The organism is Litoreibacter sp. (assembly GCF_058136045.1).
The window spans coordinates 383,480-397,192 of record NZ_JBYVDD010000008.1 but is presented as its reverse complement, the minus strand read 5'-3'; the positions used below and the strand labels follow the sequence as shown (position 1 = coordinate 397,192).

The window sequence follows — 13,713 nt, the reverse complement described above, 5'->3', positions numbered from 1 at the left end:
CGCCGCAAAAAGCGGGGCGCACATGAAGCCAATAATTTGCGTTACAGTAATCATGGGGCATTGTAGCGCTTGATCCGTTCCAGCAATGGCAACACGCCCCCTAGGCGCAGCATAAGCCCAAAAACTTCATTCTGCCGCTCCTTACCCAGCCAGCCAAAGTCAATCCAGTAAGTGAGCTTTGAGTATTCTTCAAACGAGTGTTTGATCTCAAGACCCCGAACGTACTCGAGGGTACTGTCAATTGATTTGGCCTTGAAATCACCACCAATCTGTTTCTCCGGCAGCCTAGAAGTTGCCTCATCTAGTAACGTTGTTACATGCTGTTCAACTTGAGACACGCATATATCAGGCTTGTCGACAAATCGACAGTTGGCGACCTGAATAAAGACACACGAAGACGGGTTCACCCATTCGCCCGACACCTTATTAACTGGCATGGGATCCCACCGTGCCAAACACCGGTCAATCCAATGACTTGGTTCATTTGCCAGAACAGGTCCGGTTACGAGCACCGCAATCACAGCCATCCATCTCATACCATCGCCCCATAAGCTCCCGACCAATCAGCATACGCCTGATCATGTGATAGAGGGGTGCCGAGCGTCAGCAAACTTACCCAAAAGCAATCCTCATTTTTCTTGCACCCCTGTGCGGCCCTTAACTCGAATGATGCGCGTACGATTGGCTCCGAGATGCGATAAAACTCCATACCAAGCTTCGTCCAATCTTGTTGCGCGCTTCTATAACACGCAACAAGATCGCTAGCGTCGTGGCAAGCCAGCCTTGGTTCAATGCAAGTCGCGCTGGGCCGTTCCAATCGTGTCTCACTGAGGCAAGCTACAACAGCGTCGCGATCAAAAGCTAAGCTTGGTTGAGCGACAACAGCCAACATCATGAAAGGCCAAAAGCCCCTCACCCCATAGCCCCCACCAGCTCGCGACCGATCAGCATGCGTCTGATCTCGGACGTGCCAGCCCCGATCTCCATCAGTTTGGCGTCGCGGAACAGGCGCCCCACTGGCGCATCGGCCATGAAGCCAGCACCGCCCATAGCCTGCACCGCTTGGTGCGCTTGGACCATCGCTTGCTCGGAGGCATAAAGACAGCACGCGGCGGCGTCTTGGCGAGTAATTGCACCGCGATCACACGCGCGCGCAGCCTCGTAGACATACGCCCGCGCGGAGTTCATCGCGGTGTACATATCGGCCATTTTTCCCTGCATCAGTTGGAACGAGCCGATCGGTTGGCCGAACTGTTTGCGCTCGGCCATATAGGGCATCACCTCGTCCAGACAGGCCGCCATAATGCCAGTGCCAATGCCTGCCAAAACCACCCGCTCATAGTCGAGGCCGGACATCAAAACGCGCACGCCGCGCCCCTCTTCGCCCAGCACGTTCTCGAACGGGACTTCTACATCGTCGAAAATCAGCTCGGCAGTGTTGGAGCCGCGCATGCCCATTTTGTCGAAATGCGCCGAGGTCGAGAACCCCTTCATCTCTTTGTCGATCAAAAATGCGGTGATCCCGCGGCTACCTGCCTCCGCATCCGTCTTGGCATAGACCACCAGCGTCGAGGCATCCGGCCCGTTGGTAATCCAGTATTTGTTGCCACTCAGGCGATAATGATCGTTGCGCTTTTCGGCCTTCAGCGACATCGACACCACATCAGAGCCAGAGCCAACCTCAGACATCGCCAAAGCACCCACATGCTCGCCCGAGATCAGTTTAGGCAGAAACTGCGCCTTTTGTTCTGGCGTGCCGCACAGTTTGATCTGGTTGATGCACAGGTTGGAATGCGCACCATAAGATAGCGAGACCGAGGCCGAGGCCCGCGCGATTTCCTCGACAGCGATTACATGCGCCAGATAGCCCATGCCCGCGCCGCCATCTTCCTCAGAGACGGTGATGCCGTGTAGGCCCAACTCGCCCATCTCGGTCCACAGTTCAGCGGGAAATTCATTGCTCGCGTCAATCTCAGCCGCCATCGGCTTGACGCGCTCCTGCGCCCAACGGTGCACCATGTCGCGCAACGCGTTGACATCTTCACCCAGATCGAAAGTCATGGAGGCATTAAACATGGCAGTATATCCCGATTATTGAACGCTTGTTCAGATAGTAGGTGGAAGAATCCAACCGGTCAACCGCAAGGATTCTTTAAGACATAATTAACCAATGATTAATATTCAGCCTAATTAGATCAAAATCAGCCTCAAAAGGTAAGGAATACCTTACCTAAACTTACCTCAACGTCATCTAAGCCCTTGTCATTTCAGCATTTACCTTGCGTCGAGCATAGATTCTGCCTCACTTTCGACACAATCTAAAACCCGTACAGATTGAGTACCAAAATGATTTACCTAGCCTTCTACAGGGGAGAAGGTCGGCCACTAAGCGACACGCTCGTCAAGTGGGTCACCCGCTCCGAATTTTCTCACTGCGAGTTATTGGTCAGTGCCAGCCCCCCCAAAGACGGGGAAACGCACCGATGCATCACCGCCCAAGGCAAAGATGGCGGCGTCTTCATCCGCGATCTGCACTTCCGCAAAGGGGCCTATGAATTCGTGCATGTGCCCTGGGCCGCGCAGGACGCCTTTGAGCGCGCTGCACGCCATGTTGGACGCGGCTACGACTACTGGGGCCTGCTGATGAGCCAGTTCATCAACCTGCGCCGCCATGTCAGCAGCCGCTGGTTTTGCTCGAAACTTTGCGCCGAGGCTCTGGGTCTGGCACAAGCCCACACCTATGCCCCCGGCGACCTGAAACGCATTGTCGAAGAACACAACCGCGTCTACCAAATCGCACATATGGAAGCACGTACCCCCACGCCGATCCACGAACCTTTTGCAAGCGCACCCCAGCCCATCGCCCCTCCAAGCCTAGCGGGTCAGGGCCGCCCGTCCTTGCAACGCGCGGGCCTCGCTTTGCAAAATGCGTGCAATCAACTCGCAATCGGCAATGGAAAAGGTCAGCGGCAGGCGCATATCCAAAAGCCCCGCCAAAATCTCGTCCGTGCGCGGCAAAACCTGCGCGCCAACGTAACGCCAACTGTCATAGCGCGAGGTGAAGGCTTTGGGCTCGGGCGCGCCGAACCATTTCAGCTCCACACCGCGAGCAGCACAGCGCGCGGTAAACTCCTCGATTTCAGCCGAGCTCACTTGCGGCAGTCGAAACTGGATGGATGAACCAACATAGGCCCCACGCGGATCACGCTCGATAACCTGCAAGCCCGGCGCATTACGCAGACCGTCTTCCAGTGCGGCGTAGCGCGCATTCCATGCCGCAACTTGCGCTGGCAGCCGCGCCAATTGCGGGCGCAAAATTGCGGCCCGTAGGTTGTCCATACGCCCCGATATGTTTGGGGTGACATACTTTACCGCCTCAAACGCCTCGGCAGGTGGGGCTGCTTTATGGCGCTCATATAGCATGTAGGAGCCGGACAAAATGATCGCGCGCGCCATGATTTCAGGATCATCCGAGATCAAAAATCCGCCCTCGCCCGAATTGACATGCTTATAAGTCTGGCATGAATAGCAGCCCACTGCACCATGGCGCCCCGAGGCCACACCCTCCCAACTGGCCCCCATAGTATGCGCACAATCCTCAACCACAATGACCCCTGCCCCGTCGCAAATCGCCATCAAGCGGTTCATGTCACACAAATGCCCGCGCATATGCGACAGCAGCAAAAACCGCGCCGCCGAGGCCTCGATTTGGCCCTCCAAATCATCAAGATCAATCGTCAGGGTATCCGTCGTTTCCACGAATAAAACCTCAGCGCCAACAGAGGCAATCGCGCCCGGCACCGGGGCCAGCGTAAACCCGTTTGAGAGCACCACATCGCCAGCCTTCACCCCGACAGCGCGCAACGCACAGCCCATCGCATAGCCCCCCGAGGCGACCGCCAGCGCGTATTTCGCACCGGTAAATTCCGCAAATTCCTGCTCCAAAAGCGCGGTTTCACTAACCTCGCCCTCATTCACATTATAGCGGTGCAAACGGCCATGTTGCAGCACCGCCATGGCAGCCGCGATGCCCTCATCAGGGATCGGTTCTTGTTGGGTGAAACTACCGTCAAAGATCTCAAACATTACGCGCTCCGAATATTGCTTGGCGCACTTTGAGTGGGTGCCCTCAGGGCGTCAAGAGATCAGACGCGCAACGATAGCATCAAGGTCGTCAAAATGATCGACCAAGGCCTCAGGAGCCAGCGAAACCACGTCAAAGCCACTCGGGCCGAAAGTCACCAAAATTGACGGTGTGCCTGCATTCGCTGAAGTATCACGGTCTGTCTGCGTGTCCCCGATCAAAACCGAGCGCTCAAGCGTGCCGCCAGCCCGTTTGACCGCCTCGATATAAGGTGCCGGATCGGGCTTGCGCACTGGCAAAGTATCCGCACCGACCAAGCTGTCAAACGCGTCGCGAAACTCTAGCGCCGTCATTAACTGTTCGGCCAGCCCCGCGGGTTTATTGGTACAGATGCCAAGCTTATAGCCCGCATCACGCAACCGCGCCACGACCTCCCGCGCGCCGGGGTACAGCGTTGTATGGACGGCAATGTCAGCCCCGTAAACTTGGAGAAACACTGGATACTGCGCATCAATATCGGCGTCAGTATAGTCCACCCCCAACCGCTCGAAGCCCAACGTCAACATCGCCCGCACACCGCGCACTGCCGTGCTTGCATCGGTCTCGGTAGTCAAAACATCGCCATGCCCCAAAGCGCGAAAGCACACATTTGCCGCCGCCAATAAATCGCCGCTGGTATCGGCCAAAGTGCCGTCGAGATCAAAAATTACTGTACGCATGATACCCTCTTGTAACGTGGCGAAACCTGTTGTGACGTGGGCGCACTTGCACCTCAGGCGGATACCGATAGAACGGGACCAACAAGAAGGAAAGACCCCAAGCATGACCACTCGCTCTACCGCACTGATCCTTTTGGCCGCAGGCCAAGGCAGCCGCATGAACTCTGACATCCCAAAAGTGCTGCACCAAATTGGCGCGGCCCCTTTGGCGATCCATGCCTTGCGCGCTGGTGTAACCTTAGAGCCTGAGCATGTGGTCGTTATCACTGGCCATGGCTCAAATCAGGTCGAAGCGGTTCTGGCCAAGCATGACGATACGCTTATCTTCGCGCGCCAAACCGAGCAAAACGGCACCGCCCATGCCGTCGATCAGGCTCGCGCCGCGCTGGCAGGTTTTGAGGGCGACGCGGTTGTGCTTTATGGCGACACGCCGTTCATCTCGGCCGAGACCCTGGAACATATGGCGCAAGCGCGGCGCGAGGGCAGCGATCTGGTGGTACTGGGTTTTGAAGCCGCTGACCCCGGCCGCTATGGGCGCCTCATCACCCAAGACGGCGCGCTGGAGCGGATCGTCGAGGCCAAAGACGCCACCGCCTCCGAACTGGCCGTGACCCTGTGCAACTCCGGCGTGATGATGTGCGCCGCGCCAACCTTGTTCGAGCTGATCGCACAAGTCGGCAATGACAATGCCAGCGGCGAGTACTACCTCACCGACATCGTGGGCCTCGCGCGCGCGCGCGACCTTGCCACGGTTGCCGTCACCTGCCCCGAGGCGGAAACGCTGGGCATCAACACCCGCGCAGAACTTGCCGCCGCCGAATGCGCCTTTCAGACGCGGATGCGGGCCGAGGCGTTGGAAAATGGCGTCTCGCTGGCGCAACCCGAAACCACCTACTTCGCCTATGACACAGTGCTGGGCCGCGACGCGATAATCGGGCCAAACGTGGTCTTCGGACCTGATGTCACGGTAGAAAGCGGTGCCGAGATCAAGGCGTTCAGCCACCTCGAGGGCTGCCATGTTGCCCAACGCGCCACGGTTGGCCCCTTTGCGCGCCTGCGCCCCGGCGCGGAACTGGAGGAAGGCGCGAAAGTTGGCAATTTCGTCGAGATCAAAAACGCGACGCTGGCCGAGGGTGCAAAAGTCAGCCACCTCTCTTATATCGGTGACGCCCATGTCGGCGAGCATGCAAATATCGGCGCGGGCACCATCACCTGCAACTATGACGGGGTGTTCAAACATCGCACAACGATTGGCGCGGGGGCTTTCATCGGCTCCAACACGCTGCTGATTGCCCCCGTCGAAATTGGAACTGATGCGATGACCGGTTCTGGCACCGTGGTCACAGAAGACGTGCCCGATGGCGATTTGGCCCTGTCGCGGGTACGCCAGACAAACAAGACAGGATTTGCGCGCAAGCTGATGGCTATGCTGCGTGCCAAGAAAATGAAGAAGGACGCGTAAATGTGCGGAATTGTTGGAGTTTTAGGGACACATGAAGTCGCCCCCATCATGGTGGAAGCCCTCAAGCGGCTGGAATATCGCGGCTATGACAGCGCCGGAATTGCCACGGTAAACGAGGGCACGCTGGACCGCCGCCGCGCGGTTGGCAAACTGGTGAACCTGTCAGACCTGCTGGTGCATGAACCGCTGGCCGGGAAATCCGGCATCGGCCACACCCGTTGGGCAACCCACGGCGCGCCCACCATAGCCAATGCCCACCCACATCAATCCGGCCCTGTTGCCGTCGTCCACAACGGAATTATCGAGAATTTCAAAGAGTTACGTGCCAATCTTGAGACAGATGGCTATACCACCAAAACCGAGACCGACACCGAAACCATTGTCATGCTGGCGCGCCGCTGCCTTGAGCAAGGTCACAGCGCGCGCGACGCCGCCAAACAGACAATTGACCTGCTGGAAGGCGCTTTCGCCCTGTGCTTTTTGTTTGACGGCGAGGATGACTTGATGATCGCCGCGCGCAAGGGCTCGCCGCTGGCTGTAGGGCATGGCGATGGCGAGATGTACGTCGGATCAGACGCGATTGCTCTGGCTCCGATGACCAACCGCGTCACCTATCTGGAAGAAGGTGACCGCGCGGTTCTGACCCGCAACAGCCTCGAGATTTACGACGCGGAAGGCAACCTCTCCAACCGCCCGATCAAGACGCTGGCCCTAGATGAGGCCCGCATCGAGAAAGCCGGCCACAAACACTTCATGGCCAAGGAAATCGCCGAGCAACCCGTGGTTCTGGCCGACGCCCTGCACGCCTATAGCAACGCGGCAGGCACCGCGATTGAGCTGCCCAGCGGCACGATTGACTTCACCGCCTGCGACCGCATCACCATGGTCGCCTGCGGCACCGCCTTCCTTGCCTGCCAAGTGGCAAAATACTGGTTCGAGCAGGTCGCAGGCCTACCTGTCGAAGTCGATATCGCCTCCGAGTACCGCTACCGCAAGCCGGTCATTTCCGACAAATCCTACGCGCTGTTTGTCTCCCAATCCGGCGAGACTGCCGACACGCTGGCCGCCCTGCGCTATGCCAAAGACCGCGCCGCGAAAATCCTAGCCGTGGTGAATGTGCCTGAAAGCTCCATCGCGCGCGAAAGCGATCTGGCCTTGCCAATCATGGCAGGCGTCGAAGTCGGTGTGGCCTCGACCAAAGCATTCACCTGCCAGCTTTTGGCGCTGGCCGCACTGGCACTGCAAGCAGGCCATCAGCGCGGCCACCTTGATGATGCCGCACTGGCCGAACACATGAGTAACCTCAACCTGCTGCCCGGCATTTTGAACCAATCTCTGGCGCTGGAAAAAACGATCAAGCGGGTTGCTCGCAAAATATCTTCTGCCCAAGACGTGCTGTTTCTGGGGCGTGGACCGATGCATCCTCTGGCCCTTGAAGGCGCCTTAAAACTTAAAGAAATCAGCTATATACATGCCGAAGGTTATGCATCAGGCGAACTTAAACACGGCCCCATTGCGCTGGTCGACAAAGAGGTTCCCGTGGTGGTCATGGCCCCCACGGACGAGCTGTTCGACAAGACAGTCTCCAACATGCAAGAGGTCATGGCACGCAGCGGCAAGGTGGTTTTGATCACCGACGCACAGGGCGCAAAACAAGCCGGAGACGGCGTTTGGGAAACCATCATCATGCCCAGCATTGACCCATTTCTAGCCCCGATCCTTTACGCAGTTCCGGCACAGCTTTTGGCCTATCACACCGCCATCGCAAAAGGCACCGACGTGGATCAGCCCCGCAATTTAGCCAAATCCGTGACAGTAGAATGAGTAATAAGCCGATGAATTCTGAAACCGCCCTCGCCCACCTTGCACAAATCGGCGACCCCGATAAGGCCGCACAATTGGCCCAACATCACGGCGTGGAGCGCCCCTATCTGGGCATCGCCAATCCGGTGCTTGATGGCTTGGCCAAGGACTGGCGTGGCGATGACCTAGACGCGCGGCTAGAGCTGGCGCGCGGACTTTGGGATAGCAACATTTTTGAAGCGCGCGTCACCGCCGCCAAGCTGTTAACCCAAGCCCGCTTGCGCCCCGATGACACCCCCGCATGGGATTTGCTGGTCTCGTGGCTGCCTGATCTTGACTGCGTGGCCATCGCCGACCATGTGGCTGCGGCGGGCCAGAAACGGGTCGTTTGGGACACCACGCGGATCGACCAACTCGACGGCTGGACTGCCTCCGAGCACATATGGACCCGCCGCGCGGCCCTTGGCTTCACGCAACCTTGGACCAAGCGAAACCACGCCAAGCTGACCGATGATGTGATCCGCGACCGGGTGCTGGGCTGGGCCGCGCTTTATGCCGAGGACCACAACCCAATCCTGCAACGTGCCGTCGCTTGGTGGCTACGTGATTTGTCACGCCATGATGTGCAACGGGTACAGGCGTTTCTAGAGGAGCACGGCGAGCGCATGACCCGCTCTGCGCGGCGCGAAGCGGCCCAGATGATCAAGCGCGCGGACTAGCCCTTCGACACGATCAATGTCGCCAAATCGGTCAGCCCCAAATCCAGCGCCCGCATCGCAGCCAGCGATATGCGGCTGCCGGCAGAGGCTGGCCCATCAATCGGGATCAGTTTGACCTGCACCACCGCGCCGCCTTCCGTCTCGACAGAGCCATCGGTCACGGCGTCAACCAAAGGCGTGCGCAACCAAAACCCCTGCTCTGTCGGATCTCCCAGACTGGCCACGGTTGTCCCCAATGTGGCGCTGCTGGCGGCTGGCGCAGCAGTCGCCGCCTCTTTTTCGGCCTTGGTGGTTTTGTCCAGTGCATCGGCCGTTTGACCGCCGCCTCCGACCTCAACAATCGCAGGTTTGTCCTCCTCCACAGGTGTCACCACTTGCGGAGTCTCCACCACAGTTTCCTGCGGCGCAGGCTTCTTGCGCAGCCCTTCAAACGGGTTTTTAAACTGCCCGCTACAGGCAGTGAGCGACAGGGCAAGGGCACAACAGATCAAATAACGCTTCATGGCCGAGACAATACCGCGTCGCGCCCCGATCATCAACGACCTTAGCAGGGTTGTGGCGGCCCGCCGCGCGCACTACGATCCCCCCATGACAGCCCCACTCATAGACCCGTTTCAGCGCGCCATTACCTACCTGCGCCTCTCCGTCACCGATCGTTGCGACTTTCGCTGCGTCTATTGCATGTCCGAGAACATGCAATTCCTGCCCAAGAAAGAGCTGCTAACGATCGAGGAGTTGGACCGCATGTGCAGCGCCTTCATTCGGATGGGCGTCCAGAAATTGCGCATCACGGGCGGTGAGCCTTTGGTGCGGCGCGGCATCATGGGCTTTTTCGAGGGCATGTCCCGCCACTTGGAGACCGGCGCGCTAAAAGAGCTGACGCTGACCACCAATGGCTCGCAATTGGGGAAATACGCCGACACGCTCTATGCCGCTGGCGTGCGTCGGGTGAATGTCTCGCTTGATACGCTGAACGAGGCGAAATTTGCCGAGATCACCCGCTGGGGCCGCCTGCCCCAAGTCCTGCGCGGCGTCGAGGCCGCGTTGAAAGCCGGGCTTAAGGTCAAGATCAACGCCGTCGCCCTGAAAGGCTTCAACGAGGACGAGCTGTTCGACATTACCGCGTGGTGCGCTGATCTGGGCATGGATTTGACCTTTATCGAGGTCATGCCGATGGGTGACATTGGCAACGAGAACCGTATCGGGCAATTCTGGTCGCTGGACGATCTGCACGCCACATTGGCCGAGGAATTCACCCTGACCGACTTGCCAGACAACACCGGCGGGCCAGCGCGCTATATGCGGCTAGAGGAAACCGGCCAGCGGGTCGGGCTGATCACGCCACTGTCGCACAACTTCTGCGAAAGCTGTAACCGTGTGCGTATCACCTGTACCGGCGAAATTTTCACCTGCCTTGGCCAGGAGGGCCAGTCAGATTTGCGCGCCCCATTGCGCTCGTCTGAGACCGACGCGCCACTTGATGCGGCCATTCGCGCCGCCATTGGCATGAAACCCAAGGGCCATGACTTTGACTACTCCCGTCAGGAACTCGGCGGTCAAATGTCACGCCACATGAGCCATACCGGTGGCTAGAGCCGCAATTGCAGGCGCGGCCAGCCTCGCGCTCGCGTGGCTTTTGCACGAGATCATCACGTTTGGCTACATTCACGGCTTCCTAACTGGAGAGCGGCAGTTGGGCTATGGCATCTACCCCACCAGCCTAGCGGGCATAATCGCACAAACCCTCCTGCTCTCGGCCCTTGCCGCCTTGCTCTTGGCCGCACTGGCCCTCCTGTTCAAAGCCAGCAAAGCACGGATACCAGTGCTCGGAGTCATGTGGCTGGGCCTGTGCCTTTGGGGATTTGTGCAAACCGCCCATGGCTACCGGAGCGATTTCGGCGCAACATGGCTATGGTTTGAGCCCTTCACAGAATTGATGTGGTCGGCGTGGTTAACTCCCCTAGTCACCATTTTAAGCTTGAGCGCATTTACATGGGGCATACGCAAAACATAAGCCCGCTGGTCTGTGCTTGCGGCTTGTGTCAAATATGGTCTTTAATACGCCCTAACCAACCGGATGATCATGACCCTTTTTGAAATTCTGCTGCTCCTTTCCGCCGCCTTTGGTGCGGGTATTTTGAATACGATTGCAGGTGGTGGGACGTTTTTGGTTTTCCCCGCGCTGGTCTTCGTTGGCATCCCGCCCGTGGCCGCCAATGCGACTTCTACCCTTGCGGTGCTGCCGGGGTATCTGGGCGGCGCATTGGGCTACCGCAAAGAGCTGGCAGAGTTCGACCGCAGCCAATTAATGCGTCTCGCGGGCATTGCATTTGCCGGGGCCATCATCGGCTCGCTGCTGTTATTGGTGTCCTCGGACAAAGCGTTTTCCGCGCTGGTCCCGTTCTTGCTGTTGATCGCCACGCTGGTCTTTGTCTTTGGTAAACAAGTGCGCGCATGGGCCGAGAAACGCTCCAAAGGTGTCACCCCGTTCGGGGCCGTCGGCATGTTCGCGGTCAGTATCTATGGCGGCTATTTCAACGGCGGTTTGGGGATCATTCTGCTGGCTTTATTCGCGCTATGGGGGATGAGCAATATCCACCAGATGAACGGACTTAAGACCGGCACCAGTTTCATCCTGTCGATTATATCAGTCGCGATTTTCGCCGCTGCGGGCATCCTAGAGTGGAAAGTCGGGCTGATGATGATGGTCGCCTCAACGGCTGGCGGCTACGCTGGCGCACCGATCTCCAAGGCCCTGCCTATGTCAGTTGTGCGTGCGATTGTGGCGACGGTCGGCTTTGTGATGAGCGCCGTATTCTTCTACCGTAGCTTCATTGGTGGTTGATAAAACTCACGGGTTTCACACAACGTGAATAAAGCGTGGAGGCCCTGTGAGTAGCGCCCCGCCCCTATATCCACGCCTCGCCCCATGCCTTATCCAAAATCTATGCACAGTTTATTTATGTGCCCTGCATTTTGTTAAAGGTTTGGTTTCATGGACAGTCTCGGTTTTCTTGCTTACGGCTTCGTGCTGCTTTCAGCCTCAACCAATGATGCGCGATGGTTTCGCGCCGCCCTTTTAGCATCAAACGTCTTTTTCATAGCTTATGGCTTCGCATTGCAGCTAATGCCCATTTTAATATTCAACATAGTGCTAGGTTTAATTAATGGCTTGCAGGTATATCGAGCGTGGCGCCAGCCCAACTTTATAATGCCTTAACGAATGGGCGAGCGCCCCTGCTGGTTTTTAGTTTCGGAACGTAGCTTTTCCGTAGCGGATACTTACTTTATCGCTTTTGCGAATGGCTGTTACGCTGGTCAATTTACAATTCGCCTTCACCTTATCAAGCGATTTAATGTTTGGGGCCTTGGCGAAAAAGCTAAAGTCCTTAAGGATAGTTTTTCCGTTGACCTTAACGCGACCGCCGCGCAATCCGCTATTGATCGCGGAATTCAATTGAATATTAGTTACAATGCCCACACCGCACAGAGCCACGTTTCCGCCCACAGCCTTAAGCGCTATATTAGCGTCATAACCCTTAGCCGTCGCGCCGGTCCACCGCATATTGGCAGGAAAAAAGCCATCATCCTGTGGGATGCTGGAAATAGACTGCGCTGACGCTTGCATCGCCAACACCCCTGTGAAAACGGCTACTATGCCAACCTTAAATATAGTCATGAACAAATCTTTCTAAACCTTAAATTGAAGAGGCATTTAGCAATGACTGCTCTTCCACGTCAAGAAACGGCCAAACGTTGTTCCACAATGCCTGCCCACCAGCTGCACCCGGCTGGAATTACCTCATCGTTAAAGTTGTATTCGGGGTGGTGGACTGACGCCGTATCGCCGTTGCCGACCAGAATATAAGCGCCGGGGCGTTCCTCCAGCATGAAGGCAAAATCCTCGCCGCCCATCACCAAAGGAGCCTCGTCGCAGGCACCCGATACGGAGGCCGCGACGGAAGCTGCAAACTCGGTTTGCGCCTCATGGTTCACCATCACCGGATAGCCTTTGATGTAGTTTACATCCGCAGAACCGCCAAAGGTTTGGGCCACCCCTGCGATAATTTCGGGGACACGCTTTTGCGCCAGATCACGCATCTCGGTCGACATGGTGCGCACGGTACCTTTCAGCGTGACGGTCTCAGGGATTACGTTGAACGCCTTGCTTTCGGTCTCGAAGCTGGTGACCGAGACGACGATGTTTTGTACCGGATCAGCATTGCGCGACACCAAGGTTTGCAACGCTAAAACCATGTGCGAGGCCATCACCGTGGTGTCCACGGTTTCTTGCGGTTTGGCGGCATGACCGCCCTTACCAGTGACGGTGATCTCGAACTGATCCGTGGCAGCAAAGAACGCGCCGGGGCGGATCGCGAACGCGCCCACAGGCTGGCCCGGCCAGTTGTGCATGCCGTAAACCTCATCCACTGACCACCGGTCCATCATGCCGTCTTCGCACATCTCGCGGCCACCGCCGCCACCTTCTTCGGCGGGTTGGAAAATCACCACAACCGTGCCGTCAAAATTACGCGTCTCGGACAGGTATTTAGCCGCGCCAAGCAGCATCGCGGTATGCCCGTCATGGCCGCACGCATGCATCGCGCCCGGCGTTTTGGAGGCATAGTCCAGCCCCGTCGCCTCTAGGATCGGCAGAGCATCCATATCGGCGCGCAACCCTATGGTTTTACCTGATTTATTCGACTTACCCTTGATTACCCCGACAACGCCCGTGCGCCCGATACCCTCAGTCACCTCATCGCACCCAAAGGCGCGTAATTTCTCGGCCACCAGCGCCGAGGTGCGGTGCGTCTCGAACAAAATCTCGGGGTGCTCATGCATATCGCGGCGCCATTCGGTGATCTCGGGCAGCATCTCGGAGAAACGGTTCTTCACAGGCATGGGGAGTCCTTTCGGGGATGTCGG

14 protein-coding genes are annotated in these 13,713 nt (G+C 57.6%); 7 read left to right on the top strand and 7 right to left on the bottom strand.

Annotation, left to right across the window (positions count from 1 at the left end; genetic code table 11):
• Positions 1 to 50: 50 nt before the first annotated feature.
• The 5 genes from AC3Y7R_RS14075 to AC3Y7R_RS14055 form a co-directional block, all read right to left on the bottom strand.
• Entirely contained in the window at positions 51 to 437 is a 387-nt protein-coding gene (locus AC3Y7R_RS14075; protein ID WP_490042681.1) for a hypothetical protein, read from the bottom strand.
• Between the two features lie 475 nt (positions 438 to 912).
• Positions 913 to 2,076 carry an acyl-CoA dehydrogenase family protein gene (locus tag AC3Y7R_RS14070; RefSeq protein ID WP_490042680.1) on the bottom strand — a complete coding sequence of 388 codons (1,164 nt, stop codon included), beginning with the start codon at positions 2,074 to 2,076 and terminating at the stop codon, positions 913 to 915.
• Between the two features lie 363 nt (positions 2,077 to 2,439).
• Positions 2,440 to 2,832: a hypothetical protein gene (locus AC3Y7R_RS14065; RefSeq protein WP_490042679.1), complete on the bottom strand. Its 393-nt coding sequence runs from the start codon at positions 2,830 to 2,832 to the stop codon at positions 2,440 to 2,442.
• 42 nt (positions 2,833 to 2,874) lie between these two features.
• Entirely contained in the window at positions 2,875 to 4,086 is a 1,212-nt protein-coding gene (locus AC3Y7R_RS14060; RefSeq protein WP_490042678.1) for a DegT/DnrJ/EryC1/StrS family aminotransferase, read from the bottom strand.
• A gap of 51 nt (positions 4,087 to 4,137) precedes the next feature.
• Entirely contained in the window at positions 4,138 to 4,803 is a 666-nt protein-coding gene (locus AC3Y7R_RS14055) for an HAD-IA family hydrolase (protein WP_490042677.1), read from the bottom strand.
• Positions 4,804 to 4,906: 103 nt separating this feature from the next.
• On the opposite strand from AC3Y7R_RS14055, the gene glmU reads away from it, so the two are divergent.
• The 3 genes from glmU to AC3Y7R_RS14040 are packed head-to-tail and all read left to right on the top strand — an operon-like array spanning position 4,907 to position 8,787.
• The gene (gene glmU, locus AC3Y7R_RS14050) at positions 4,907 to 6,265 is read left to right on the top strand and encodes a bifunctional UDP-N-acetylglucosamine diphosphorylase/glucosamine-1-phosphate N-acetyltransferase GlmU (RefSeq protein WP_490042676.1); all 1,359 of its coding nucleotides are present in this window, start codon (positions 4,907 to 4,909) and stop codon (positions 6,263 to 6,265) included.
• Positions 6,266 to 8,089: a glutamine--fructose-6-phosphate transaminase (isomerizing) gene (gene glmS, locus AC3Y7R_RS14045; RefSeq protein WP_490042675.1), complete on the top strand. Its 1,824-nt coding sequence runs from the start codon at positions 6,266 to 6,268 to the stop codon at positions 8,087 to 8,089.
• On the top strand, positions 8,086 to 8,787 hold the full coding sequence (locus AC3Y7R_RS14040; protein ID WP_490042674.1) for a DNA alkylation repair protein: 702 nt from the start codon (positions 8,086 to 8,088) through the stop codon (positions 8,785 to 8,787). Before glmS ends, AC3Y7R_RS14040 begins: the two co-directional genes overlap by 4 nt.
• Here the strand turns inward: AC3Y7R_RS14040 and AC3Y7R_RS14035 are convergent.
• Positions 8,784 to 9,290: a putative periplasmic lipoprotein gene (locus AC3Y7R_RS14035; RefSeq protein WP_490042673.1), complete on the bottom strand. Its 507-nt coding sequence runs from the start codon at positions 9,288 to 9,290 to the stop codon at positions 8,784 to 8,786. The two genes, AC3Y7R_RS14040 and AC3Y7R_RS14035, sit on opposite strands and share 4 nt — an antisense overlap.
• 85 nt (positions 9,291 to 9,375) lie before the next feature.
• Between AC3Y7R_RS14035 and moaA the strand changes: the two genes are divergently transcribed.
• The 4 genes from moaA (at position 9,376) to AC3Y7R_RS14015 (ending at position 12,406) form a co-directional block, all read left to right on the top strand.
• A complete protein-coding gene (gene moaA / locus AC3Y7R_RS14030; RefSeq protein WP_490042819.1) occupies positions 9,376 to 10,380 on the top strand; it encodes a GTP 3',8-cyclase MoaA in 1,005 nt (334 codons plus the stop codon).
• Positions 10,373 to 10,801, top strand: coding sequence for a hypothetical protein (locus tag AC3Y7R_RS14025; RefSeq protein ID WP_490042672.1), 429 nt, complete (start codon positions 10,373 to 10,375; stop codon positions 10,799 to 10,801). Before moaA ends, AC3Y7R_RS14025 begins: the two co-directional genes overlap by 8 nt.
• A 69-nt stretch (positions 10,802 to 10,870) precedes the next feature.
• Entirely contained in the window at positions 10,871 to 11,632 is a 762-nt protein-coding gene (locus tag AC3Y7R_RS14020; RefSeq protein ID WP_490042671.1) for a sulfite exporter TauE/SafE family protein, read from the top strand.
• Positions 11,633 to 12,010: 378 nt separating this feature from the next.
• On the top strand, positions 12,011 to 12,406 hold the full coding sequence (locus AC3Y7R_RS14015; RefSeq protein ID WP_490042670.1) for a hypothetical protein: 396 nt from the start codon (positions 12,011 to 12,013) through the stop codon (positions 12,404 to 12,406).
• 119 nt (positions 12,407 to 12,525) lie between these two features.
• Here the strand turns inward: AC3Y7R_RS14015 and AC3Y7R_RS14010 are convergent, their stop codons facing one another.
• Positions 12,526 to 13,689, bottom strand: a complete 1,164-nt coding sequence (locus tag AC3Y7R_RS14010; protein WP_490042669.1) for a M20 aminoacylase family protein — start codon at positions 13,687 to 13,689, stop codon at positions 12,526 to 12,528.
• Positions 13,690 to 13,713: the final 24 nt, after the last annotated feature.